The sequence below is a fragment of the Flavobacterium sp. B167r genome (genome assembly GCF_056824315.1).
Genome location: NZ_CP124859.1, coordinates 3,867,670 through 3,892,504 on the forward strand (window position 1 = coordinate 3,867,670; position 24,835 = coordinate 3,892,504).

General features: G+C 32.0%; 22 protein-coding genes. 11 read left to right on the forward strand and 11 right to left on the reverse strand.

The features are described 5' to 3' along the window. The first annotated feature begins 72 nt into the window (after positions 1-72). Complete coding sequence (locus QLQ96_RS17370; RefSeq protein ID WP_482492080.1) at positions 73-1,290, forward strand: MDR family MFS transporter; 1,218 nt, start codon at positions 73-75, stop codon at positions 1,288-1,290. A gap of 412 nt (positions 1,291-1,702) precedes the next feature. On the opposite strand, the gene QLQ96_RS17375 is transcribed toward QLQ96_RS17370, so the two are convergent. Beyond that, on the reverse strand, positions 1,703-2,275 hold the full coding sequence (locus QLQ96_RS17375; RefSeq protein ID WP_482492082.1) for a hypothetical protein: 573 nt from the start codon (positions 2,273-2,275) through the stop codon (positions 1,703-1,705). A gap of 71 nt (positions 2,276-2,346) precedes the next feature. Then, a complete protein-coding gene (locus tag QLQ96_RS17380; RefSeq protein WP_482492084.1) occupies positions 2,347-3,603 on the reverse strand; it encodes a hypothetical protein in 1,257 nt (418 codons plus the stop codon). 319 nt (positions 3,604-3,922) lie between these two features. On the opposite strand from QLQ96_RS17380, the gene QLQ96_RS17385 reads away from it, so the two are divergent. The 6 genes from QLQ96_RS17385 (at position 3,923) to QLQ96_RS17410 (ending at position 9,262) form a co-directional block, all read left to right on the forward strand. After that, the gene (locus QLQ96_RS17385) at positions 3,923-4,288 is read left to right on the forward strand and encodes a BlaI/MecI/CopY family transcriptional regulator (RefSeq protein WP_482496977.1); all 366 of its coding nucleotides are present in this window, start codon (positions 3,923-3,925) and stop codon (positions 4,286-4,288) included. Between the two features lie 11 nt (positions 4,289-4,299). After that, a complete protein-coding gene (locus tag QLQ96_RS17390; protein WP_482492086.1) occupies positions 4,300-5,886 on the forward strand; it encodes a M56 family metallopeptidase in 1,587 nt (528 codons plus the stop codon). Positions 5,887-5,913: 27 nt separating this feature from the next. Next, entirely contained in the window at positions 5,914-6,282 is a 369-nt protein-coding gene (locus QLQ96_RS17395; protein ID WP_111368968.1) for a BlaI/MecI/CopY family transcriptional regulator, read from the forward strand. Positions 6,283-6,293: 11 nt separating this feature from the next. After that, positions 6,294-8,123: a M56 family metallopeptidase gene (locus QLQ96_RS17400; protein WP_482492088.1), complete on the forward strand. Its 1,830-nt coding sequence runs from the start codon at positions 6,294-6,296 to the stop codon at positions 8,121-8,123. 90 nt (positions 8,124-8,213) lie between these two features. Further along, positions 8,214-8,357, forward strand: coding sequence for an SsrA-binding protein (locus QLQ96_RS17405; protein ID WP_111368963.1), 144 nt, complete (start codon positions 8,214-8,216; stop codon positions 8,355-8,357). 59 nt (positions 8,358-8,416) lie between these two features. Next, entirely contained in the window at positions 8,417-9,262 is an 846-nt protein-coding gene (locus QLQ96_RS17410; protein ID WP_482492090.1) for an EamA family transporter, read from the forward strand. A gap of 77 nt (positions 9,263-9,339) precedes the next feature. Here QLQ96_RS17410 and QLQ96_RS17415 read toward each other — a convergent pair whose 3' ends face one another. Continuing rightward, positions 9,340-9,894 carry a fasciclin domain-containing protein gene (locus tag QLQ96_RS17415; protein WP_482492091.1) on the reverse strand — a complete coding sequence of 185 codons (555 nt, stop codon included), beginning with the start codon at positions 9,892-9,894 and terminating at the stop codon, positions 9,340-9,342. A 212-nt stretch (positions 9,895-10,106) separates the two neighbouring features. Here QLQ96_RS17415 and QLQ96_RS17420 point away from each other — a divergent pair, with 212 nt between their 5' ends. The 4 genes from QLQ96_RS17420 (at position 10,107) to QLQ96_RS17435 (ending at position 12,647) form a co-directional block, all read left to right on the forward strand. Further along, positions 10,107-10,634, forward strand: coding sequence for an ExbD/TolR family protein (locus tag QLQ96_RS17420; protein WP_482492093.1), 528 nt, complete (start codon positions 10,107-10,109; stop codon positions 10,632-10,634). A gap of 19 nt (positions 10,635-10,653) precedes the next feature. Beyond that, a complete protein-coding gene (locus QLQ96_RS17425) occupies positions 10,654-11,184 on the forward strand; it encodes an ExbD/TolR family protein (RefSeq protein WP_482492095.1) in 531 nt (176 codons plus the stop codon). A 162-nt stretch (positions 11,185-11,346) separates the two neighbouring features. Continuing rightward, the gene (locus QLQ96_RS17430) at positions 11,347-11,781 is read left to right on the forward strand and encodes a transposase (RefSeq protein WP_482490792.1); all 435 of its coding nucleotides are present in this window, start codon (positions 11,347-11,349) and stop codon (positions 11,779-11,781) included. Beyond that, positions 11,781-12,647: an IS3 family transposase gene (locus tag QLQ96_RS17435; protein WP_482490791.1), complete on the forward strand. Its 867-nt coding sequence runs from the start codon at positions 11,781-11,783 to the stop codon at positions 12,645-12,647. The genes QLQ96_RS17430 and QLQ96_RS17435 overlap by 1 nt, the downstream gene beginning before the upstream one ends. Positions 12,648-12,692: 45 nt before the next feature. Here QLQ96_RS17435 and QLQ96_RS17440 read toward each other — a convergent pair whose 3' ends face one another. The 8 genes from QLQ96_RS17440 to lon all read right to left on the reverse strand — a co-directional run bounded on the left by QLQ96_RS17440 (position 12,693) and on the right by lon (position 24,715). Further along, entirely contained in the window at positions 12,693-15,278 is a 2,586-nt protein-coding gene (locus QLQ96_RS17440; protein ID WP_482492097.1) for a DUF7619 domain-containing protein, read from the reverse strand. A gap of 137 nt (positions 15,279-15,415) precedes the next feature. Beyond that, positions 15,416-17,194 (reverse strand): 30S ribosomal protein S1, encoded by a 1,779-nt coding sequence (gene rpsA, locus QLQ96_RS17445; RefSeq protein ID WP_482492099.1) that lies wholly within the window; start codon positions 17,192-17,194, stop codon positions 15,416-15,418. A gap of 414 nt (positions 17,195-17,608) precedes the next feature. Further along, complete coding sequence (locus QLQ96_RS17450; protein ID WP_482492101.1) at positions 17,609-18,985, reverse strand: nucleoside permease; 1,377 nt, start codon at positions 18,983-18,985, stop codon at positions 17,609-17,611. A gap of 69 nt (positions 18,986-19,054) precedes the next feature. After that, a complete protein-coding gene (gene cmk / locus QLQ96_RS17455; RefSeq protein ID WP_482492103.1) occupies positions 19,055-19,747 on the reverse strand; it encodes a (d)CMP kinase in 693 nt (230 codons plus the stop codon). Positions 19,748-19,789: 42 nt separating this feature from the next. After that, positions 19,790-20,395 (reverse strand): murein L,D-transpeptidase catalytic domain-containing protein, encoded by a 606-nt coding sequence (locus QLQ96_RS17460; RefSeq protein ID WP_482492105.1) that lies wholly within the window; start codon positions 20,393-20,395, stop codon positions 19,790-19,792. 98 nt (positions 20,396-20,493) lie between these two features. Next, positions 20,494-21,096, reverse strand: coding sequence for a murein L,D-transpeptidase catalytic domain-containing protein (locus QLQ96_RS17465; RefSeq protein ID WP_482492107.1), 603 nt, complete (start codon positions 21,094-21,096; stop codon positions 20,494-20,496). Positions 21,097-21,100: 4 nt separating this feature from the next. Next, entirely contained in the window at positions 21,101-22,120 is a 1,020-nt protein-coding gene (porQ, locus tag QLQ96_RS17470; RefSeq protein ID WP_482492109.1) for a type IX secretion system protein PorQ, read from the reverse strand. A gap of 141 nt (positions 22,121-22,261) precedes the next feature. Beyond that, a complete protein-coding gene (gene lon / locus QLQ96_RS17475) occupies positions 22,262-24,715 on the reverse strand; it encodes an endopeptidase La (RefSeq protein ID WP_482492110.1) in 2,454 nt (817 codons plus the stop codon). Positions 24,716-24,835: the final 120 nt, after the last annotated feature.

Genomic DNA, 24,835 nt, shown 5'->3' on the forward strand with positions numbered 1-24,835 from the left:
AAAAGTAACAAAACAACAACCACTTAACGAGACAAAGTTTGTTAACTTTGTAACGATAATTTATCACACAAAATGCTTAAAACAGCCATTACACACTACATTAACAATTTCCGAGGCTTTACTAGAGAAGTATGGATTCTTGCCATTGTCACTTTTATCAACCGCGCTGGAACAATGGTTCTTCCTTTTTTATCTAAATATTTAAAAGAAGACCTTCATTTTACCTACAATCAAGTCGGATGGATTATGGTCGCTTTTGGGTTTGGATCAATGTTGGGTTCTTGGCTGGGAGGTAAACTATCAGATAAAATAGGATTCTATAAAATAATGATTTTCAGTTTATTTACTAGTGGAGTTTCTCTTTTCTTTGTACAATATATTACTACTTTCTGGGCGCTTTGCGGTGCAATGTTCGTTCTTATGACAATTGCCGATATGTTTCGTCCAGCTATGTTTGTTTCTTTGGGCGCTTACGCCAAACCAGAAAACAGAACGCGTGCGCTTACACTTGTACGTCTTGCTGTAAATCTTGGTTTTGCCGCAGGACCAGCTCTTGGAGGTTTAATTATTATGGGAATGGGATATTCTGGTCTTTTCTGGGTTGACGGAGCTTCTTGTATAATCTCGATTTCGATTTTTGCTTTATTAGTGAAAGAAAAGAAAAAAGCAACTCACGACGATAAAGCAGAAAGCGCCACAGATGTAAAATCTGTTTTTCATGATAAAATTTTCTGGGTTTTCTTGTTTGTAAGTTTCATTACAGCTATGATTTTCTTCCAGTTATTTACAACTCTTCCTTTATATCATAATGAAAAATTTGGTTTAAGCGAATTCCAAACGGGTCTGTTAATGACTTTAAACGGATTATTAATCTTTTCTCTTGAAATGCCAACCGTTGGATTTTTGGAGCGAAAAGCTTTTCCGAAGATTCGAATTATAATTATAGGATCTTTTGTTATGGCGAGCAGTTTCTTTTTACTTCTTATTAACTTCTGGGCAGGAATGTTGGTTGTAAGCATGATTTGTATTTCTATCGGAGAAGTTCTGACTTTTCCATTTTCTAATGCATTTGCTTTAAGTCGTGCGCCTCGCGGACAAGAAGGCCGTTACATGGCGCTTTATACTATGAGTTTCAGTCTTGCTCATATTATCAGTTCCAAAGCTGGTTTTGAAGTCATTACTCGATTTGGATACCAAATTAACTGGCTTTTCATGGCGTGCATCGGCGTAGTTGCCACCGGATGTTGTATTTGGATTAAAAATGCTTTAGTTAATGAGAAGATCTCTTAAAAACATAAAAAAATAGCACTAGAATTTCCAGTGCTATTTGCTTTTTTAATAGTAGATAAACTTGTCTGACTCTTTTATAAATTTTGTACAATAAATTATTGCTAATAAAGTGCAAAGGCAAAGAAGTTACCAAGCCATCAACGGATAGTTACAATCATTTGCATTAGTCAAAATTTATTTTCGTGGTCTTCACTCATTTCTATCATTTTATATTTTTCCGTTTTAAAAGAATCAAAGGCAAAAAGATTAGATTGCCTAATAGCAGAAATAGTATAACAAAATAGAAGTAACTTATACAAAAGTAAGTATCGTGAATTGCAATGACATAAAGTTGCATGTCAAAATAAAAATACACTAAAAGGAAAAAGTTAATTACTAGAAAAATCAGATAGCATTTACTTATTGTTTTCATTTATCTCCTGTTGTTAAAAAAAGCATTAAACATTGTGAAATTACCAAGATAAATATCCCCAAAACTTATATCCAAAAATTTATTATCGATTAACAAGTCAGGAAACTTTTTATATAAAAGTTTGTCTTCAACTATCTTTTCGACTGCAAGAATTAGTTCATCAATTTTTCTTGTGTCTAATTTTTCTCTTTCTAGTTCTTCAATTCTTGCCTTAGAATAAAAAGGCTCAGCTGGATGTTGTCCTTTTGTGATGGTGTAGTATGGTAATAAAAAACTTAGGTACAAAGAAATTGAATATAATTCTCCTTCTTCGAATACGTTCAGAAAAAAAGTGTAACATCTATCTTGATTACTATCCAATATAGAAAAATCTTCAAAATCTTTTAAAATTGAATCATCTTGAAATTCTTTTTTTATATTATTACGTACTATTTGGTTTTTATCAAAATAGTCAATTGTAGATTGTAATCTTTTATATTCGAAAGCACTTAAATATTTTTCCTTATCATCCCAAGGGCATATATTCTTAGGATAATATAGGTTTGCAAAATTTGTCAAAACATCTTCTATCATTTTCAATTTTAATTTAAATTCCAATTTTCTCTTTTATTCTTTTAATCAATTTATTGATTGTGTAAATCAAATCATTCACAATTACCAGTTTCGCTCATGTTTGTTCTATAATTTGTAGCAGGTAAAGGAGATGTAGAATTAAAATTTACCGTCCCTCCGTTAGTATGATTTCTATAATTCCTTATTACAAGCTCTTGAAATTTGGTACGTAATGTTAGCTCATTTATAACAGTTTTAGTATAGAGCTTAGCCATCTCTTTCATACTTTCATTTAAAGACATAGCTGTAACTGTAGCAGCTGTACCTGCACTGACAGCTCCATTTCCTTTATTATAATCGATTGGCATACCAAAAAGCACTGCTTGAGGAAATATCATTGTATAGGTTACTTCTGTCCTCTGTTGAGTAAGAACAACGATTCTATATGTTATGTTTTTAACGGCAGCCTCTTGCCAATTAGCTCCTTTCTTTGATGTAAAATAAAAGCTCTGACAACTAGGCGGTGCAGTTGCAGCAGTGGTAGTTCCACTATCCGTAGTTCCACTTCCTCCACCAGTAGGAGTTCCCGAGTACCCACCTGAGCCACCATCGCCAAATGCACCAGCAATACTAAAATCTTTTGGTGTTCTAGGTGGTGATTTTTGCTCAACAATGACATTATTTAATGGAATTGCCCCTGCTCCTCCTCTCTGTAATGTGTCGTCACGTTCAGAGCCGATGCCTTGCTCATCAAACATTTCTATCATTTTAGCAGTATTGCTATCACTAGCATCCTCGCCAAAAAGTGTCATCACATCCGTTACATCAGCAATAACAAGACCGTCTTTTAATCTAGCTCCTTTTAGAAAGCCCTGTTTTAAATCCCAATTGATGATGTAACCGCTAAATAAAGTTAAATCTCCAAAACCCTGCTTTTTTTGCTCATCATCAATTTTTTCATTTGATTCGGGAAATATCTCCTGCAATATAGCTTGTAACTTTGAGTCCGATTCATACAAATATAACATTTTCTGTCCTTTGTAATCGGGGTTTTCGGGATTGTCCTTAACCGGTACAGTGATTCCGGTAGCACTGCCATCTAATTTAATTATTTTGGCATTTTCCCAATAGTAAGCTAGATTTCTAAAAGCCTGATTAAATTCTCCTTCTTCCAATTTACTGGTCGCAGAATTTGATTTGTAGCTTTCAAACCAATCTTTAGCCTCAGCAATTTTCGGATCTTGGCTTACTAATTGACCTGTGTCGATTTCTTCATTGTCGCAATTGGTGGTTAGTGTGGCGGCAGTAAAAACTAAAAAAAGGGCTAATACTTTTTTAAAACTTTTCATAATAAAATAATTTTCTGGTTAATAATTTGTTAAATTAACCTTTGATTATTTTATTAAAGGGATTTAAAAGTCATTTTACTATCAAAATAAGACACTCTCTAGTTTTGAAAATTAATTTGAAAAACTGTATGATGCTATTGTTTAGAAAAGCCAATCGACTTTAACTTTTTAAAACCCTATATTTCAGTTTATTAATATTAAATTTGAATAGGATTTCTGTATTCAAAATTGAAATCAAACTTAATTTTTAGTTAAATAACTATTTTTATAGTTGTGTAACTAAAAAAATAGTTGTAGGTTTGAATCAAATTAAAAGATGATGCAGAAGTTAACAAACAAAGAAGAAGAAATTATGATGATTTTATGGAAGCTAAAAAAAGCTTTCGTAAAAGAAATTCAAGCAGAAATCACAGAAGATCAGCCACATTACAACACATTATCTACAATTGTGCGTAATCTGGAAGAAAAAGCATATGTAAGTCACAATGCTTTTGGAAACACACATCAGTACTTTCCGATTGTGCCAATTGAAGATTACAGAAAAGGATTTATGAAAACCGCAATCGATAATTACTTTAATAGTTCTTATAAAAGCATGGTTTCCTTTTTTGCTAAAGAAGAAAAAATTTCAGCAGACGAATTGCGTGAGATTTTATCAATGATCGAAAATAAAAACGAAAAATAAATAATCGGTTTATGGAAGCAATTTTCATTTATATCGCCAAATCAAGCAGTTTAATGCTTCTATTTTATTGCGCTTATTATTTCTTACTGCGCAAGGAAACATTTTTTAACAGCAACAGGTGGTTTCTACTATCAGGTTTGATTGTCTCAGTAATTTTACCATTATTGACTTATACAAAGGTGATATGGATAAATGCTCCTTCCGATTTCAATACAAATATCCAAAATACACTATCAAATACATCGAATCAAGAATTGGCAGATTTGAATTGGAATTATATTATTCTTGGGCTTTACGGCCTTGGGCTTTTGATCTTCATTATAAAATTAGCAATTGATTTTTACAGTTTAAATTCAATCATTAAAGGAAAAAAAATCAAACAGCAAGCCGATTTCAAATTCATAGATGTAAAAGAAAATATTGCACCTTTCTCCTATTTTGAATACATAGTTTACAACTCATCAATGTATACACCTTCAGAATTAGAAAATATAATTGAACATGAAAAAGTGCATAGCGATCAAAATCATACTAGAGACGTATTGATTTCTAGACTCTTCAGTATTATTTTCTGGTTCAATCCAATTGTTTGGCTTTATAAAAAAGCAATCACTCAAAACTTAGAGTTTATTGCTGACAGTGAAGCTTCTAAAAAACTTTTAGACAAAAAAGCCTATCAGTATACGCTTTTAAAAATAACAACACACGAAACTTGTGTTGCAATCACCAATCATTTTTATCAATCATTAATCAAAAAACGAATCGTTATGTTAAACAAAAATCAATCAAAAAAGAGAAATTCGTGGAAGTATTATGCTGTAATTCCAGCTTTAGCAGCCTTTGTATTATTATTTCAAATTGAAGTAGTTGCAAAAGAAAGGCAGCAAAATGTTAAAGCAGTTTCAAAAGAAATCGAATCTGTTGATGTTTACAAAATTTGGAAAAGTTCTTCGGATTCAGATTTAAAAGAAATTAAAGAGAAATTAAAATCAATTCACAATATTGATTTTAAAGTTTCTGACATCAAAAGAAACTCTGAAAACGAATTAACATCAATCAAAGTTGATGTAATTAATGGAAAAGACAAATCTCAATCAATTCAAACAGGAGACAAAACCATTAATGGCTTTGGAATAGTTGTCATTACAAACAAAGATGGAAAGAAAAAAGCTGGCATTCAGACTACTGATGAAAAAATCACTGTTAGCAGAAAACTAACCAAAAATGACAAAACCAACACGACAGAAATTAAAAACACAACTACTAATACAGAAACCAATGTTAACTCTAATTCTAATACTAGTACAAAAACTAACAGTAATACTAATTCAAATACTAGCACTACTGTAATTATAAATAAAGACAATAAGTCTGATGGAGGCTCTACTGTTGCTGTTTCAAATGGCACAAAAACTAAGGTAAAAACAGGTTCTCTACTTGTAATTGTAAACGGAGAAGAAATGCCTGCTGGTTTTGATACAGAAAGTATTCCAAATGATAATATAGAATCTGTAAGTGTTTTAACAGGAACTAATGCGACTAGCAAATACGGAAATAAAGCCGCTAATGGAGCAGTGGAAATTGAAACTAAAAAATAAACCGTTTTAATTTTTAAATAATTAAAAATGCAAAAACTAACCAACAAAGAAGAAGAAATCATGCACATTTTATGGAAGCTTAAAAAAGCTTTCGTGAAAGAAATTCAAGCAGAGATTTTAGAAGATCAGCCACATTACAACACTTTGTCGACCATTGTTCGTAATTTGGAAGAGAAAGGTTATGTAGCGCACAATGCTTTCGGAAATACGCATCAGTATTATCCAGCAGTTAGCATCGAAGATTATAGAAAAGGTTTTATGAGCACTGCAATTGATAATTATTTTAATAGTTCATACAAAAGCATGGTTTCTTTTTTTGCTAAAGAAGAAAAAATCTCGGCAGATGAATTGCGTGAAATCTTAAATATGATCGAAAATCCAAAAGAAGATAAATAATCAAAATAGTTATGGAAGCACTTTTCATTTTTATCCTAAAATCAAGCGGGTTACTAGCAATGTTTTATTTTGCTTACATTTTTTTACTTCGCAAAGAAACTTTTTTTAATAGCAGCCGCTGGTTTTTACTCGCTGGATTAATTACTTCTGTTGCACTGCCTTTTGTAGTTTACACGAAAGTAATTTGGGTTGAGACTCCGCCTGCGACAGATCCGATAATCACTACTACAACGAATTTAGAAAATGTTCCTTCAAATTATGATGTTGCTTTTTATAAAGCTCATCATATACCTACAACTGTATCTGTTGTTCAAGAAGAAAATTTTGAAATTAATTGGAGTTTAGTTTTAGCGGTGGCTTACGGAATGGGCTTCTTAGCTTTTATGATCAAATTTGTGCTTGATTTCTACAGCCTTAACTCTGTTTTAAAAGGAAAAAAGATTGAACAGCAAGAAGATTTTAAATTTATCGATATTAATGAAAATATCGCTCCTTTCTCTTATTTCGATTACATTGTATATAACTCATCACTATATACATCGGCAGAATTAGAAAATATTTTGGAACACGAAAAAGTGCACAGTGACCAAAAGCATACTATTGACGTTTTGATTTCGAGAATTTTTTGTATTCTATTTTGGTTCAACCCAATTATTTGGCTTTACAAAAAAGCTATTTTACAAAATCTTGAATTCATTGCTGACAGTGAGGCTTCTAAAAAAATTGCCGACAAAAAAGCGTACCAATACACGCTTTTAAAAATAACAACGCACGAAACTTGTGTTGCAATCACCAATCATTTTTATCAATCATTAATCAAAAAACGAATTGTCATGTTAAACAAAAATCAATCAAAAAAGAGAAATTACTGGAAATATTCGGCAGTAATTCCTGCTCTTGGCGCATTTATTCTTTTATTTCAAATAAAAACTATTGCACAAGAAAAGAAACAAAATGAAGTTGCAACTATCCAAAAAGATACAGTCAAAGATGCTCAAGAAACAATTAAAATCACAAAAAATACAAGTGACAAAGAATTGAATGAATTGCCTGGAAAATTAAAAACAAATCATAATCTTGATGTTGAAATTTCGGATGTAAAAAGAAATACCAAAGAAGAATTAACTGCGATTCAAATCAAAGTAAAATCAGATTCTGGTAAAAAACAAACCATCAAAATTGACGGAGACGAAGCTATAAAAGACTGCGAATTAGCAATTGGAACTGATGAAAAAGGAGCAAAATCTATCAATATTAGTACAGATAGACACTTTAGAACTCCGATGACAATTAGAAAAGAAAGAGTTGTTGTTCGCAATCAAGGAGAGTCAGATGTTGTTGCTCCAGTACCTCCAACTCCACCGACATTTCCTGGCGGACCAATGCCTCCTGTACCGGCAATTGACATGTCTAGAATGCCAAAACCTCCAGTTGCTCCTAAAAATCCAAATGATAAAGTCGCAATGGCTAAATTTGAAAAAGACATGGAAGCTTTCGGCAATCAAATGGAAGCATTTGAACCGCAAATGAAGGAATATGAAAAACAAGTTGAAGCTATAATGGCACAAAGATCTGGTGTCTATGAAAAAGAAATGGCTAAATATGAAATTGCCATGGAAAAATTCAGCGCCAACATGGAAAAGTTCAACTATGACTTTAATTTTAAATTTGGAGATGACTCTAAAGATCATGAGGAAGATATGAAGCAATATGAGCTTGATATGAAACAACATGCAAAAGACATGAAGGAGCAAGCGAAAGAAATGAGACAGCATGCGAAAGAAATGAGACTACAGCAAAAAGATATTAGAGAAATGGAAAAACAGAAGAAAAAAGCCTAATTCTTAAGAATTAATCTAATGAAATTACACAAAAGACTTTGTATCATACACAAAGTCTTTTTTTTATATCTTTGAAAAAACAAATCTACTATGTATAAATTATTAGCCAAACTAAATAAGTTGCTTTTGCCAAGTTTTACCAAACAAGGTTTAGATATTTCAAAAGCAAAAAAATGGCAAATGGCTATTATTGGTTATCGTGCCTATGTTACAAAAAAAGCTTTAGGCAATTAATTCAAAATACATTATATATCCGACAGAAATAAATCTTGTCTGATTCTTTCTTACTATTTATGAAAAATAGAGAAATCAACCTACCTCCTGTTCCAGCAGTATTATTAGCAATTATTAGCGTACAATGCGGAGCAGCAATTGCAAAAACTTTGTTTCCTACAATCGGCGCAGCAGGTACGGCATCTATGCGTATTGGCGTTTCGGCATTAATTTTATTACTAGCCTACAGACCAAATTTTAAAGCCGTAACAGCACAGCAATGGAAAATTGTGATTCCATATGGCTTATCTTTAGGTGCAATGAATTTGATTTTTTATTTTGCAATTGAAAGAATTCCAATCGGTTTAGCCGTTACCTTAGAGTTTGTTGGACCTTTGTTACTCGCCATAACAGGCTCAAAACGTTTGGTGGATTATTGTTGGGTTTTATTAGCCGCAATCGGCATTTTACTGATTGCCCCTTGGACAAACGATCGCTTAGATACTATCGGAATTCTATGTGCACTTTTAGCTGGAGCTTTTTGGACAGCTTATATAGTCTTAGGAGGTAAAATTTCAAAAATAATGAATGATGGTTACGCTGTTTCAACAGGAATGCTCTTTGCAGCGCTTTTGGTCTTGCCATTTGGTTTTCTAGAAAACGGTTTAAGCAATCTTACACCTAAATTATTCGGAATGGGAGTTGCTCTTGCGCTTTTATCAAGTGCAATTCCGTTTACTTTAGAAATGAAAGCATTAGGAAAACTTCCACCTCGCACTTTTAGCATTTTAATGAGTTTAGAACCAGCAGCAGCTTCTATTTGCGCTTTTATATTTCTTCAAGAAAATTTGAGTTTCTACGAAATCCTAGCTGTAGTTTGTGTTGTAATTGCTTCTGCAGGAAGCACTTTGACTGCAAAAAAATAAATTAAAAAAATATCAAAATAAAAAATCCAAATCCCAAGCTTAAGTTGGGATTTGGATTTTATTTTTGAATTTAATCATTACTTTTTAGGAAGCAAAACTGTATCAATAACGTGAATCACACCATTTGATTGATTAACATCTGCAATTGTAACTTTTGCTTTATTACCATTTTCATCGCTAATGTATAAGTCTTTACCTTTCATCCAAGCAGTAATAGTACCACCAGCAACTGTTTTAATACTTGCTTTGCCTTTACCTTCTTTAACTGCTTTTGCAATATCAGCTGAAGTCCATTTTCCAGCAACAACATGATAGGTTAAAATTCCCTGAAGCATTTTTTTATTCTCTGGTTTCAATAATGTTTCTACGGTTCCTTTTGGCAATTTATTAAACGCAGCATTAGTTGGAGCAAAAACAGTAAACGGACCAGCTCCTTTTAATGTTTCAACTAAATCTGCTGCTTTTACTGCCGCAACCAAAGTGGTATGATCTTTTGAATTGACAGCATTTTCAATAATATTTTTATTCGGATACATCGCTGCACCACCAACCATAACTGATTTTTGTGCATTTGATGTAAATGCAAATCCTAAAGCTAAAACTGCAAGGGCTAAAAATTTTCTAGTTTTCATATTTAATGATTTAAAGTTATAAGCTCATTTACGCAGGAAAAATTGTTTTGGTTTTAAATTAAAAATATTTTCCTCAAGGAAACATTGCTTAATATCATAAATCTCCAACAAAATCAACACTTTAGAATACTCAAAAAAAATTCCAAAAATTTTAAGAATATTCAATTTTTGTTTCTGTTTTATTATTAAATTTAAAATCAAAACTCATCGATATGAAAAATATGCCAAAGAAAGTCAGGAGCAAAAAACTAAGTTCTAGAGTAGATTTAACTGCAATGGTCAGCGTTTCATTTCTGCTGATTATATTTTTTATGGTTGTTGGAGAATTGTCTAAATCTACATTTTTAGAATATCCGCATTACAATGAAGGTTGTGGAGCAATTGTAGATTGTAATAAACCAGACGAAAATATGATTCTGACTGTATTATTAGATGATAAAAATAAAATAATTACCTATTCAGGACTAATATATTATCCAATAGAAGCTCCAAAAGAAATAATCTATGGCAAGAATGGTATCCGAAAAGAATTAATTAGAATTAATGAAAGGGTTTTAGAATATTCTTCGCATTTAGGTCGACCTGGAAGAGGCGTTCAAATCGTCATTAAACCTAGTAAAAAATCAAATTATGGTAATTTAGTAGATATTCTCGATGAAATGAAAATATGCAATATTAATTCGTATTCTATTGTTGACCAATATACTCCAGAAGAGACAAAATTATTGGCTTCAAATTAAACCTATAAAATTTAGAATTATGCAAAACCTTCCCAAAAAAGTCAGAAGCAAAAAACTAACCTCAAGAGTAGATTTAACTGCAATGGTCAGTGTTTCATTTTTGTTGATTATATTTTTTATGGTTGCAACAGAATTAAGAAAATACAAAGCTGTGGATTTAAGTTTACCAGACAATGATGCTTATACATGTGGATGGAGAGGGGGCTGTGGAGGAGAAAACAGATCTTATACAATATTGCTTGGAGAAGAAAATAAAATAGTATCGTATATGGGATTTTTAGAGGTGCCCCAAGTTGCTCCGAAAAAATTAGGATATGGTAAAGATGGAATCAGAAAAGAGCTTTTAAAACAAAATAAAAGAATGTTAGATTATTCTGCTCAATTAGGAAGACCAGGAAGAGGAATGGTTGTTATTATCAAACCTAGCAAAAAAAGTAACTTCAAAAATTTGGTAGATATTTTGGATGAAATGGCGATAGCAGATATAAGCACATATGCAATTGTAAATGATTTCACACCAGAAGAATCAAAATTATTAGCTTCAAAATAAATTCAGAAATATTATTAGAAAAAGGTTTTAGACTCAATCAAACTGACATAACTTGAAACGTCAAACTTTAAACAAAAAAAAGAAAAGTCCCACATTACTATGGGACTTTTCTTTTTAAATTTTTGTCTTGTCCTGAAATAGCGATACACAAAAAGTATCATTATGGAAAAAGATCAAGAATTGCGATATATTAAGCGCACCCAGAAAGATTACAGTATGTCTTTTAAACTTCAAATTGTTCAAGAAATAGAACAAGGAAGAACCTCAATTACTCAAGTTAAAAAAGATTATGCTATTCAATCCCGTTCAACAATTGTTCAGTGGCTGCGAAAATTTGGTAACTTTGATTGGGACAATCAAACACCTTCTATTATGCAAAAATCTCCTGAACAGAAAATAATGGAACTTGAAGCCAAAGTGAAGTTATTAGAAAAACAAAAAGCATTTTTAGAACAGCAGGCTTTCGTCGCTGATAAAAAAGCTATTATTTTCGATATGATGATTGATATAGCAGAAAAAGAATATCAAATTGACATTCGAAAAAACTCACCACCCGAACAATCGACCATTTTAAAAAAGAACACCAACAAACAATAATGTTTGCCTGTACTTTGTTCGGGATTGACCGGCAGGTTTATTATCGTCGAGTAAAAAAAAGTAACTCCAGGAAGCTTTTGGCTTCAGAAGTTGTTAATATGGTTTTGAAAATTAGAAATACAATGCCTCGAATTGGAGCAAGAAAACTGTATTACCTTTTAAAAAGCGAGTTGAATCAACTTAAAATAGGCCGAGATAAATTTATAGATATACTTAGAGCAAATCATTTACTGATAATGCCAAAACGTTCTTATCATATAACAACAAACTCTCATCATAGATTTAGAAAACATCAAAATCAAATATTAGAGCTACAGATCTGCAGGCCGGAGCAAGTCTGGGTATCAGACATAACCTATATTGGAAAAAAAGAGAATCCATGTTATTTAAGTCTAATAACTGATGCTTACTCTAAACGAATAATGGGTTTTAATGTCGCAGATAATATGAATGCTCATAGTAGTTTAACAGCTTTAAAAAATGCAATAAAAAAACGCAGAGATAGAGGCAAAACATTAATACATCATTCAGATAGAGGAATACAATATTGTTCTGATCAATATCAAAAACTATTACATAAAAACAATATAAAATGCAGTATGACAGAAAATTCCGATCCCTATGAGAATGCAGTAGCTGAGAGAATAAATGGAATTTTAAAACAAGAATTTAATATTGACAAGTTTAATCTAAAACTTGATGTAATAAAGGTTTTAGTAAAAAATGCAATTGACATTTATAATAACAAAAGACCACATTATTCCAATTATATGCTCACTCCAAGTCAAATGCATCAACAAAGTGTAGTAAAGATGAGAACTTATAAAAGAAAAACACCCGCAATAAAAAATATTACAGGTGTTTAATTAAATATATTTGTCTAATAATCTGTATCGATTATTTAGGACTAGTCATTTAATAAATTTTATACTTGAATTTCCTTTGTCTGATTTTACTTTTATAATGTAATTACCAGTTCTAAGCTTTGAAATATCAATATTCGAAGTCGTTTTTGCGTTTGGAATTGCAATTACCAATTGCCCTAAAATATCATAAATTTCAAATGATTTTATTTCAATGCTTTCGTTCTGCGAAATATTTAAAAACTGATTTGCCGGATTCGGATATAAACTTAAATATCTAGAGAAATTAAAATCTTCTGTTGATAAAACACTTTTAAATGTTGAAGTTGCTTTATTGGTCAAAATAGGAAAATTATAATCAAAATAAATATTTGCATCGTTAGTAAACGTATCTCCTACTTGCAATGTTGGTTTTGTTTTTATTTTAAAAGCAATATAACCATCATTATTTGCATCATCGAAAGGAAGATTAATTCCTTCAAAAATAAATTCTACTTTGTTTCCTTCTGAAATTTTAGTTATAAAAGGATGGCTAGAACTTGTTGTAATTAATGATGAAATATCAAATTTCGATAAATCAATCATATCTTTTACAACAATATTTTGTGCCATGTAAGTTCCTGTGTTTTCAAAACGAATCATGTAATGCACATACTCCCCTATTAATTTTGAAGTAATCACAGAACCTTCTAGACACGTTTTGTCATTTGGATCGTAAGAACCAACAACTGTCTGATTTAAAGAAAATGTATTATCCAAAGGTGTTTCATCATTGTCTTGCGATGAGATAACGGCTGTGAATTTTAGAATATCCCCATTATTTACTGCAGGTATACTAGTTGGTGAATTTACTTTTACTGTTAAAATAATTTCTTTAGATTCATAAGGTCTCATATTTCCAAAATTCCATAATAGCTTATTTGTCACTTGCGAAGATGTCGCCGGAGTTGCTGAAATTACATCTAAAATAGAATCATCAAAAGTTAGGTTTACTGTTCCAGATTGCGCTACATTTCCTTTATTCTTGTAAATAAGTTTGTAAGACGCGTTAAATCCTGGTCTAGCCGGATCGATCGGTAAAACGGCTACTTCTAAGTCAGAATGCATGCCATTTGGTGTAATACAAAAATTTTGATGCAACGGACTTGTCTGCGATGGAAAGTCAACATTTATAACTGATGGCGTAATCGAAAAATAAGTAGGATTTTCTAAAACAGGTATTACAGAATGTGTTCCTGCTGGCAAGGCAATAGAATAATTAATTCCATTGGCTATATAACTTGAAGTGTCAGTCCCATTAGATATATTAAGCTTTAAATTTGACAAACTTAAATCTTGAGTATCACAACCGTTATTATCTGCGTCTATTTTATTATCTCCTGAAACAATAAAATATTGTCCTACTGGATTAAATGAGCAATAGGCATTTACACTACAATTGGTATACCCATAATTATTTAGAAGACTTTGAACTTGCGACAATTGGCTTTCATCTGCACAAACGTATAACAAATTTGGATTTTCAGAAAAATTTAAATTTTTAGCTTCGTTACTGCCATTTCTTATATACAAAAAGTTTAGCCCATTGTTTGAGCAGTTAAGCTCTTCTAATTTACCCAAATCACTTACATCTAACATTTTCAATTGGTTATAAGAACACTCCAATTTTGTTAGACTTGCTAATTGCGTTAAATCTAAAGCTGTAAGCTTGTTATTTATACATCTAAAACCTTTCAGTTTTGGCAAGCCATTAATATTTAAATATTGCAATTGATTGCTACTGCAATTTACATATTCAAGTTTTTCTAAACCATTCAAATTTAATGACGAAATAGCATTTCCATCACAATAAAGTTCAATAAGATTGGCTGAACCGCTTACATTAAGGCTCATTATTTGATTAGAAAAACACTCTAAATAACCCAAATTAGTTAATCCGTTAAGATCTAATTGCAGTAGTTTATTATAAGTACATGATAATGAAAAAAGTTTTGTTAAGCCATTCACTTTTAGTGATGTCAATAGATTAGCACCGCATTCCAAAGATTCTAAATTTGTAAAACTTCTGACATCTAATTCAGCCAATTGATTTCCTGAACACCATAACTTTTTAAGTCCAGTTATACCTTGCAGGTTTAAGGTAGTCAATTTATTATTTGTAGCCGCAATTTCAGTCAGATTAACTGCCCCATTTAGACTTAATGTTCCTAGCTTTGGATTTCCTGTACATTGAAGATATTTCAAATTCGTTAGTCCATCAGCTATTATTGTGGTTAGCTCTGGTAAATTTTCAATTAGTAAATATTCTTTACTCTGAATATTAGAATAAGCTAGATAGACCAATTTCTTTAAGACATTAAAATCAATATCATTCATAATTGGATTATCACTACAGTTTAAAAATTGAAGATTGGTAAAATTTTCTAATCCTTGTAATGAAGTGATATTAGAGTTACTAATATCCAAATAAGTTGTGTTTAACGCCTCACTGATTTCAATTTCAGAATTGGAGTTGGTATTTACAGGAGATGTTAGCAATTTCATTTTAAGATTAAAATCTTGAAATGAAACAAATTGTGCATTGGCAACATTAAAAAAGCATAAAGCCAAAACAAAAAAGTAGAGTTTCTTCATATGTGGTATTTTCATACAAAAATAACTTTTCAAAACTATAACACAACTTTATTTGTTAAAATTTGCAAACTTAAAATTATGAAACAAAAAAAAGTCCCACATTACTGTGGGACTTTCTATTTAGAGGAAACTAAGAATTATTTTTTCTCAGTTTTTTCCATTTTAGCTTTTAATGCAGCTAATACATCATTGTTATCTCCTAAAGTTGCAGCTGGTGCATTAGTAGTAGAGTTAGATGAAGTATTTTCAGTTGCAGCTTTCACATTTTTCTCTTCTTCTTCACGGAAGATAGCAGTGTGAGAAGCAACTACTCTTTTGAATTCTTTGTTGAATTCGATTACTTTGAAATCAGCAGTATCACCTTTTTTCAATTTCTTTCCGTCTTCTTTTTCAAGGTGACGAGTTGGAATGAAAGCAACGATATCATCTCCGAATTCTACAGTAGCTCCTTTATCAACGATTTCAGAAATCTCACCGTTGTGGATAGTTCCTACAGCGAAAGAATCTTCGTATTGATCCCAAGGATTAGCAGTAGTTTGTTTGTGACCTAAAGATAATTTACGTCCTTCAACATCTAATTCTAATACAACTACATCAAGTTTTTCACCAACGTTTACAAACTCAGATGGGTGTTTGATTTTCTTAGTCCAAGAAAGGTCAGAAATGTAGATTAATCCATCAATTCCTTCTTCTAATTCTACGAAAATACCAAAGTTTGTAAAGTTTCTAACGATACCTGTATGTTTAGAACCTACTGGGTATTTAGAAGTAATATCAGTCCATGGATCTTGAGATAATTGTTTGATACCTAATGACATCTTACGATCGTCTCTGTCTAAAGTTAAGATAACTGCCTCAACAACATCTCCAACTTTCACGAAGTCCTGAGCAGAACGTAAGTGAGTAGACCATGACATTTCAGAAACGTGGATTAAACCTTCAACACCTTCTGCAACTTCGATGAAAGCACCGTAATCAGCGATTACAACTACTTTACCTTTAACTTTATCACCAACAGCTAAGTTAGCATCTAAAGCATCCCATGGGTGAGCGTTTAATTGTTTCAATCCTAATTGAATTCTTGTTTTCTCATCATCGAAATCAAGGATTACAACGTTTAATTTTTGGTCTAATTCAAGAACTTCACTTGGGTGGTTGATTCTGCTCCAAGAAAGGTCAGTAATGTGAATTAATCCGTCAACACCACCTAAGTCAATAAACACACCATAAGAAGTAATGTTTTTAACAACACCTTCTAATACTTGTCCTTTTTGTAATTGACCGATGATTTCTTTTTTCTGTACTTCAATATCAGCCTCGATAAGAGCTTTGTGAGATACAACAACATTTTTGAATTCGTGGTTGATTTTTACCACTTTGAATTCCATCATTTTGTTTACATATACATCGTAGTCTCTAATTGGCTTAACGTCAATTTGAGATCCTGGTAAGAACGCCTCGATACCGAATACGTCAACGATCATACCTCCTTTAGTTCTACATTTAACAAAACCGTTAACGATTTCTCCAGTTTCATTAGCTGCAATAACTCTATCCCAAGATTTGATAGTACGTGCTTTTCTGTGAGATAATACTAATTGACCTGTTTTATCCTCACGGATGTCGATTAATACTTCAACTTTGTCACCTACTTTTAATGCTGGGTTGTAACGGAATTCGTTTAAAGAAATAACACCTTCAGATTTAGCATTGATATCAACGATAACGTCTCTATCTGTAATTCTAACAACAACTCCTTCAACTACTTCTTCTTGATCTGTAGCGATGAAAGTTTTTGATACTAGTTCCTCAAACTCTTGTAAGTTTTTCTCATCTACTGCATCAATTCCTTCTTGGAAGTTATGCCAGTTAAAATTTGCTAAAAACTCTTCTTGTGATTTTAATTGTTCAGACATGCTGATAAAAAAATTTGTATTCTGCTTTTCTCGAGTTTCTCTATGTGATAGAAAATACAGAAGTTGTTTTACATAAATGGTTGATTCCTAATGGAAACTCTTCTCCACCAAAAGGACTGCAAAATTAATACATTTTTCTGAATTAACAAAACAAAACCGATATGATTATCAATATGATAATAAGAAGCAGAAGATTTTCGGTTTTTCACGAAGTTTAGTCCCGCTATCCGTTCCAATCTTGTTTGCCGAACCCCGGCAAACAAGGATTTCCACTTCTATCGGGGCTAGATTACAAGTTTTGTTTTTCATAAGTCTTTTACAAAAGAAACCCGACAGGTTTAAAAACCTGTCGGGTTACTATGTATCTTCAATCTTTGTAAAAGTTTGAAACCTCGACAAACATTATTTCTAATCTTAATGACTCAAATTCTCAATCTCTTTAGGATCATGCTTATGTTTAAACAAAACAGCAAAAGCAATTGCAATTACCAAAGCATAAAGCGCAAATGACAACCAGATCGTATGCCAGTCTTTCATTAAAATTGGATTTGCAAAAATTCCGTCAGCAGAAACTGAGTTTCCTTGTCCTTTTACAAATTCTACCATTTTCTCATTAGTTGCATCTGTTTGTAAGAACCCAGCTAGTTCAGTTGTATTGGCGAATGATTTTGTAAAAAAACGATCAATTGCCCAACCAGAAGTTAAACTTCCTAAAACTGCTCCTACTCCATTAGTCATCATCATAAATAAACCTTGTGCAGATGAACGGATTTTAGAATCAGTATTGCTTTCTACAAATAAAGAACCCGAAATATTGAAGAAATCAAATGCCATTCCGTAAACAATACAAGATAAAATAATCATCCATAAACCGTTTACAGGATCTCCAAAAGCAAATAATCCGAAACGAAGAACCCAAGCCAGCATACTAATCAACATAACTTGCTTGATTCCAAAACGTCTCAAGAAAAACGGAATCGCCAAAATAAATAACGTTTCAGAAACCTGAGAAATCGACATAATAATAGTCGAATATTTAATTACAAACGAATCTGCATATTTTGGAAAATGTTTAAATTCATCTAAAAACACATCCCCGTAAGCATTTGTCAATTGAAGCGCTCCTCCTAAAAACATAGAAAACACAAAAAACAAAGCCATTTTGTAGTTTCCAAATAGTTTGAATGACTCCAAACCAAAAGTCTCTATCCAAGTTGCATTTTCTTTAATCAAACGTTGCGGCTCACATTTTGGCAATGTAAAAGCGTAAACTCCAAGAATTAAAGCTCCAACTCCAGCAATATAAAACTGATATTCGGTTGCTTTACTTCCGCTTAAATTTGTAATCCACATGGCAACAATAAAACCAATTGTTCCCCAAACGCGAATTGGCGGAAAATCTTTTACAATGTTTTTATTATTTAATTTTAAAGAAGTATAAGATATTGAATTACTTAAAGCGATAGTCGGCATATAACAGCACATTGCTAAAAGCATTACAATAATAAAAGTATCTGGTGTAGTAACTTGTGCAATTGCAAACAAAACTACTGCGTATAAAATATGAAGAACCCCGTAAAGTTTTTCTGCATTTACCCATCTGTCGGCAATAATACCAGTTAAAGTCGGCATAAAAAGAGAAGCGATTCCCATAGTTCCAAAAACTAATCCAAATTGCGTTCCTTCCCAGTTTTTTGTGCCAAACCAATAATTTCCAATTGTTATAAGCCAGGCTCCCCAAACAAAAAATTGAAGAAAGCTCATTAAAATCAATCTATTTTTAATCGCCATATGATAAAAATTGTTCTTTAGTAAAAATGAAGCGGTAAAACTACCATTTAAAATAATATCTGCAAAAAATTACGCTGTTTTAACAACATCATTCACTAATTCTAAAACTGCCGCAAATTGTTCCTCTTTATTTAGGTAAGAATTATCAATTTCTATTGCATCTTCAGCAATTACAAGAGGAGAATCTTCACGATGCGTATCCATATAATCTCTTTCGACAACGTTTTTCAAAACTTCTTCATAAGAAACATTATCTCCTTTTTGCTGCAATTCATCAAAACGTCTTTGTGCACGTGTTTCTGCACTTGCCGTCATGAAGATTTTTAATTCAGCATTTGGAAAAACTACAGTTCCAATATCTCTTCCATCCATTACAATTGCTTTGTTAGCTCCCATTTCTTGCTGCTGTTCTACCAACTTAGCACGAACTTCTGAAACTGCTGCTACTTTGCTCACAAAATTAGAAACTTCGATTGTTCTAATTTGTTTCTCCACATTTTCACCATTTAAATACATTTCTGCAAAACCTAAATCTGAATTAAATTTAAATTCTAGTTTAATATCAGATAATGCTTCAACCAAAACCTCTTTCTTAAAAAAATCAGCTCCAATCAAATCGTTTTTCATAGCAAAATAGGCAACCGCACGGTACATCGCTCCTGTATCTACGTAAACATATTCCAATTCTTTTGCCAATTGTTTTGCAAGAGTGCTTTTACCTGTAGATGAAAATCCGTCGATAGCAATGGTAATTTTTTTCAATTTTTTATTTTTTAATTTTTATTCTTTTAAATGACAATAATTTTAATAATAAATACTCATCAAAATATCCGATTCAGAACTATCAATTAGTCGCGATATTCTATCAAAGTATTTTTTATTAACCATAGGACAGCCAAAGCTATTGCAAATGTAGCCATCTTTCTCTTTATATGGAACATCATAATAGTAATGAAAAACAATATCTCGTTTAAAAGCATTATTATTGCTTTTATCCAATCCATAAAGCCTATATGCTTTACCAAACTTTCCATAATAATGCTTTCCGATGTAATATTTTCCTAATGAAGTGCTTAATGAATTAGGAACGTTGCTAAAACGAAGTTTTCCTTTAATTCCAGTTTCAGAACCAGAACCATTAGCAACCAAACCTTTGTCGATAATTTTATCTGCTTTTAAATCATAAACAAAAAAGCGATTTTTTCCTGAGCGAATCTTCATATCAATAAAAAAAGCAATTTTATTATTGTATTTAGGATTTTCGCCTATAAGCTTTTTCACGTCAGCAATTTGAGATTCAATTCTTTTGTTATCAGAAGATAGCAAATCAATTTCCTCACTATCAGGCAACAAAAAATATCCAGCAAAAAGTGCTAGAATAAAAAGAAATACGATAATAACTTTTTTCATTGATTTATGATTCAGAAAAAACATTTTGCTATTGAAAACTGAAGAATTCTCGACAATAAAAATTTCTTGATTTTGTTAACGCTTCTTAAAAATCTTTATTAATAGTAAATATCCATAAGAATATTTGACTTAGAATTATCTATAATCTTTTCTATTCGTTTAAAGAACTGTTCGTTAACCATTGGGCAACCATGACTATTACTGATATAATAATTTTGCTCTTCGTAAGGAACCGCAGAATAATGATGCAAAACAATAGCTCTTTTCAAAGCATTATCATTGCTTTCTTCTAAACCGGCTAATCTATATGCTTTTCCGAAAATCCCTTTGTAAGTTTTGCCTACAGAATATCTGCCAAGCGCTGTGCAATTGGAATTTGGAGTATTGCTAAATTTAAGCACGCCTCTAACTCCTGTTTCAGAACCTGAGCCATGAGCAACAAGGCCTTGATCTACAACTTCGTCTTTCTTCAGATCGTAAACAAAAAAGCGATTTTTACCTGATGGAACTTTCATGTCAATTAAAAAAACAACTTTTTGATTGTATTTATGATCTTCACTAATCATATCTTTTATAACAGAAATTCGGCTGTTAATTCTCTCCATTTCTATAGTAGAAATAGTTTCGTCTTCTTTAAAAGAAAGTTTAGAATCCGTAAAAAAGCTTATTGTAATAAACAAAGCCAAATAAAACAGTTTCATGTAATTATTGTAAGTTTAAAGTTAAACCAAAAAGACTTGTATTTGCTGCCAAAGTATATCTAGAATAGGAATAATTGAATTTTAGTTTATTCATCCTTAAACCAAAACCTAAAGAGACTCCCGAAAAGTTGCGCTGTTCGGCTACTCTCAATTCTTCGCCTCTTCTAAAATTATATCCGATACGAAAATTAAATGCTTTTTTAGGAAAAAGTTCAACCCCAAAAGCAACGTGTCTTAAAGCATTGTTTACAAAAGAAACTTTCTCTGGACTTGTAGAACCGTCGATATTAGTTTCTCCACGATTAGGATTTGAAAAAGAAATATTCCACTGCTGTAGATTTTCTAGCGAAAGATGCCAGCGTATCGGCACATGTTCTAATTCTTGCGAAATACCAGCCACAATCTCAAACGGAATATTTTCTTTAATTCCTGAATAAGTAGTAAACTGTGTACCCATATTTCTAAATACAAGAGCAAAGTTCAAATCGTTCGGTTCATTTAAATATAAGAAACCCAAATCAACTGCGCCACCTATCGAATTATAACTTTCTAAAGATGAAGTAATTAATTTAGCACTCGCACCGATATAAAAGTCTGTATAAGGAACATTGTACGCATATCCGAATGATAATGCGCCCTCGCTTCCTGTAAAATTTGAAGTTGCCTGACCGTTTTCGTCATATCCTTCAAATGTACCATAGTTTACATAAGTAACTCCAGCATAAAACGTCTGAAGGTGTCTATCATAAGTATATGCATACGATGCCGTCCCGTAAGAAGCTTCGCCATAATAGCTACCATAATTTAATGCTAAATGATTATCCATGTCTGCGTTTATAAGAGCAGGATTTGACATGGCCTGATTAACGTCTTCATCATATATCGTAATAATATCTCCTCCTAATGCCGCTTGTCTTGGCGAAGTGGTCAAATTTAAAAATTGATAAGTGTAGCGCCCTCCAACTTGTCCGAAAGAATACGAACAAATCAAGATTATAAAAAATAAAACAACTTTTTTGAGCATTTGTTTTTGGCGCACCTATATGGGAATAACGCAACTGCAAATATAAAATTATATAACACTAAAAATAAAGTTCAAATAAAAAAATCCAAATCCCAATCGTTAAAATTGGAATTTGGATTTATATATTTCGTTAAAAGATTTTTATTTTAACTCTTTAGCGTTTTTCACCTTTTGATCTGTTAAAGCTAAAGCTAAAACTTCACTCATTTCTTTCACATAATGAAAATTCAAACCTTCTAAATATTCTGCTTTGATTTCATCAATATCGCTTTTATTTTCGTGGCAAAGAATGATCTCTTTAATTCCTGCTCTTTTTGCAGCTAAGATTTTTTCTTTAATACCACCAACCGGCAATACTTTTCCGCGAAGAGTGATTTCGCCTGTCATAGCAAGATTTTTCTTCACTTTTTTCTGAGTCAAAAGAGAAACTAGAGACGTAAGCATTGCAATACCTGCACTTGGCCCGTCTTTTGGAGTTGCCCCTTCTGGAACGTGCAAGTGAATATTGTATTTTTGGAAAATTTCTGTACTTAAACCCAATTTCTTGGCATTTGCTTTAATATATTCTAATGCAATTGTAGCAGATTCTTTCATTACAGTTCCAAGATTTCCTGTAATAGTCAAAGAGCCTTTTCCTTCAGAAATCAAAGATTCAATAAACAGAATATCTCCACCAACACTTGTCCAAGCTAAACCTGTTACAACACCTGCGATATCATTATTTTCGTATTTATCACGCTCTAATCTTGGCACACCCAAAATTGCTACAACATCTTCATCTGTAACTTTTTTGTTATACTCCTCTTCCATTGCAACAGATTTTGCCGCATTTCTAATTACTTGAGCAATTTTTGTTTCTAAATTACGAACACCTGATTCTCTAGTATAACCTTCAATGATTTTTTCTAATTGCTTTTTGCCAATAGTTAAATCTTTTGCAGTTAAACCGTGTGCTTCCAATTGTTTTGGAAATAAATGTCTCTTAGCAATTTCAACCTTTTCTTCAATTGTATAGCCTGACATTTTGATTACTTCCATTCTGTCACGCAAAGCAGGCTGAATTGCCGCCATATTATTTGAAGTTGCAATAAACATTACTTTAGATAAATCATAACCCATTTCAAGGAAATTATCATAAAAAGCACTGTTTTGCTCAGGATCTAAAACTTCTAATAAAGCTGAAGATGGATCACCGCTGTTTCCGCTTGATAATTTATCTATCTCATCTAAAATAAATACCGGATTTGAAGTTCCCGCTTTTTTCAAGCTCTGAATAATACGTCCAGGCATTGCTCCAATATACGTTTTTCTATGACCGCGAATCTCAGCTTCATCACGCAAACCGCCTAACGAAATACGAACATATTCTCTTCCTAAAGCTTCAGCAACAGAACGTCCGATTGAAGTTTTACCAACTCCCGGAGGCCCTGTTAAACATATAATTGGCGATTTCATATCATTTCGCAATTTTAAAACTGCCAAATGCTCAATCATTCTTTTCTTAACTTCATCAAGTCCGAAATGATCTTTATCTAAAATTTTCTGTGCGTGTTTTAAATCGAATTTATCCTTCGAAAATTCACCCCAAGGCAATTCTAAAAACAACTCTAAATAATTTCTTTGAATTCCAAAATCAGGCGACTGCGGATTCATGCGACGCATTTTAGACAATTCTTTTTCGAAATGTTTCTGCGTTTTTTCGTCCCATTTTTTAGTTTTAGCCTTCAGTCCCATTTCGTCCATTTCCTCTTCCTGAGAAACGCCACCCAATTCTTCTTGAATGGTTTTCATTTGCTGGTGAAGGAAATATTCTCTTTGCTGCTGATCTAAATCAAAACGAACTTTTGACTGAATATCGTTCTTCAATTCTAATTTTTGAAGTTCAACATTCATATAACGTAAAGTCTCTAAAGCGCGTTCTTTCAATCCGTTTATCGATAAAAGACCTTGTTTTTCTTTTACTGATAAATTCATATTAGAAGAAACAAAATTGATCAAGAACGACTGGCTTTCAATGTTTTTGATTGCAAAAGTAGCTTCAGAAGGAATATTTGGACTTTCCTTAATGATTTGAATTGCTAATTCTTTTACAGAATCTAAAATAGCAGTAAATTCAGAATCATTTTCATCTGGACGATCTTCTGCAACTTCCTTAATAGTTGCTGTCATATATGGTTCTTCTGAAACCACTTCTTCAATTTCGAAACGTTTTTTTCCTTGAAGGATAACTGTTACGTTTCCGTCAGGCATTTTCAGTACACGTAAAATGCGTGCAACAGTTCCTACTTTATGAATATCGTCTTTTGATGGATCTTCATCTTCTTCATTAATTTGAGATACAACTCCGATGATTTTTTCACCAGCATTTGCATCATTAATTAATTTAATTGACTTATCTCTTCCTGCTGAAATTGGAATAACAACTCCTGGAAATAAAACAGTATTACGTAAAGGTAAAATTGGAAGCGAAACAGGAAGTTCTTCATTATTCATTTCCTCTTCGTCTTCTGGAGTCAACAATGGAATTAATTCTGCCTCTGAATCAAATTCTTGAAGTGACAGATTGTCAATAGTAAGTATTTTATGGTTTGACATAATAAAATATAAGTCGTTTTGTCATTAAAAAATTTGTGCTATCTGTAAAAGAGTATTGCTTAGCGAAGCTTTTACTGAAAACACGTTTCGTATTTCAATTACAAGATTGGCCATAAAAAT

What these genes read in the sequence shown, in the direction of transcription:
- QLQ96_RS17380 (WP_482492084.1), bottom strand. Translation starts at nt 3,603, where the DNA reads ATGAAAAGTTTTAAAAAAGTATTAGCCCTTTTTTTAGTTTTTACTGCC.
- QLQ96_RS17370 (WP_482492080.1), top strand. Translation starts at nt 73, where the DNA reads ATGCTTAAAACAGCCATTACACACTACATTAACAATTTCCGAGGCTTT.
- QLQ96_RS17440 (WP_482492097.1), bottom strand. Translation starts at nt 15,278, where the DNA reads ATGAAGAAACTCTACTTTTTTGTTTTGGCTTTATGCTTTTTTAATGTT.
- lon (WP_482492110.1), bottom strand. Translation starts at nt 24,715, where the DNA reads ATGTCAAACCATAAAATACTTACTATTGACAATCTGTCACTTCAAGAA.
- QLQ96_RS17395 (WP_111368968.1), top strand. Translation starts at nt 5,914, where the DNA reads ATGCAAAAACTAACCAACAAAGAAGAAGAAATCATGCACATTTTATGG.
- QLQ96_RS17430 (WP_482490792.1), top strand. Translation starts at nt 11,347, where the DNA reads ATGGAAAAAGATCAAGAATTGCGATATATTAAGCGCACCCAGAAAGAT.
- QLQ96_RS17460 (WP_482492105.1), bottom strand. Translation starts at nt 20,395, where the DNA reads ATGAAAAAAGTTATTATCGTATTTCTTTTTATTCTAGCACTTTTTGCT.
- QLQ96_RS17420 (WP_482492093.1), top strand. Translation starts at nt 10,107, where the DNA reads ATGAAAAATATGCCAAAGAAAGTCAGGAGCAAAAAACTAAGTTCTAGA.
- QLQ96_RS17385 (WP_482496977.1), top strand. Translation starts at nt 3,923, where the DNA reads ATGCAGAAGTTAACAAACAAAGAAGAAGAAATTATGATGATTTTATGG.
- QLQ96_RS17465 (WP_482492107.1), bottom strand. Translation starts at nt 21,096, where the DNA reads ATGAAACTGTTTTATTTGGCTTTGTTTATTACAATAAGCTTTTTTACG.
- QLQ96_RS17450 (WP_482492101.1), bottom strand. Translation starts at nt 18,985, where the DNA reads ATGGCGATTAAAAATAGATTGATTTTAATGAGCTTTCTTCAATTTTTT.
- QLQ96_RS17405 (WP_111368963.1), top strand. Translation starts at nt 8,214, where the DNA reads ATGTATAAATTATTAGCCAAACTAAATAAGTTGCTTTTGCCAAGTTTT.
- QLQ96_RS17435 (WP_482490791.1), top strand. Translation starts at nt 11,781, where the DNA reads ATGTTTGCCTGTACTTTGTTCGGGATTGACCGGCAGGTTTATTATCGT.
- QLQ96_RS17390 (WP_482492086.1), top strand. Translation starts at nt 4,300, where the DNA reads ATGGAAGCAATTTTCATTTATATCGCCAAATCAAGCAGTTTAATGCTT.
- QLQ96_RS17425 (WP_482492095.1), top strand. Translation starts at nt 10,654, where the DNA reads ATGCAAAACCTTCCCAAAAAAGTCAGAAGCAAAAAACTAACCTCAAGA.
- QLQ96_RS17400 (WP_482492088.1), top strand. Translation starts at nt 6,294, where the DNA reads ATGGAAGCACTTTTCATTTTTATCCTAAAATCAAGCGGGTTACTAGCA.
- QLQ96_RS17415 (WP_482492091.1), bottom strand. Translation starts at nt 9,894, where the DNA reads ATGAAAACTAGAAAATTTTTAGCCCTTGCAGTTTTAGCTTTAGGATTT.
- rpsA (WP_482492099.1), bottom strand. Translation starts at nt 17,194, where the DNA reads ATGTCTGAACAATTAAAATCACAAGAAGAGTTTTTAGCAAATTTTAAC.
- QLQ96_RS17375 (WP_482492082.1), bottom strand. Translation starts at nt 2,275, where the DNA reads ATGATAGAAGATGTTTTGACAAATTTTGCAAACCTATATTATCCTAAG.
- QLQ96_RS17410 (WP_482492090.1), top strand. Translation starts at nt 8,417, where the DNA reads ATGAAAAATAGAGAAATCAACCTACCTCCTGTTCCAGCAGTATTATTA.
- porQ (WP_482492109.1), bottom strand. Translation starts at nt 22,120, where the DNA reads ATGCTCAAAAAAGTTGTTTTATTTTTTATAATCTTGATTTGTTCGTAT.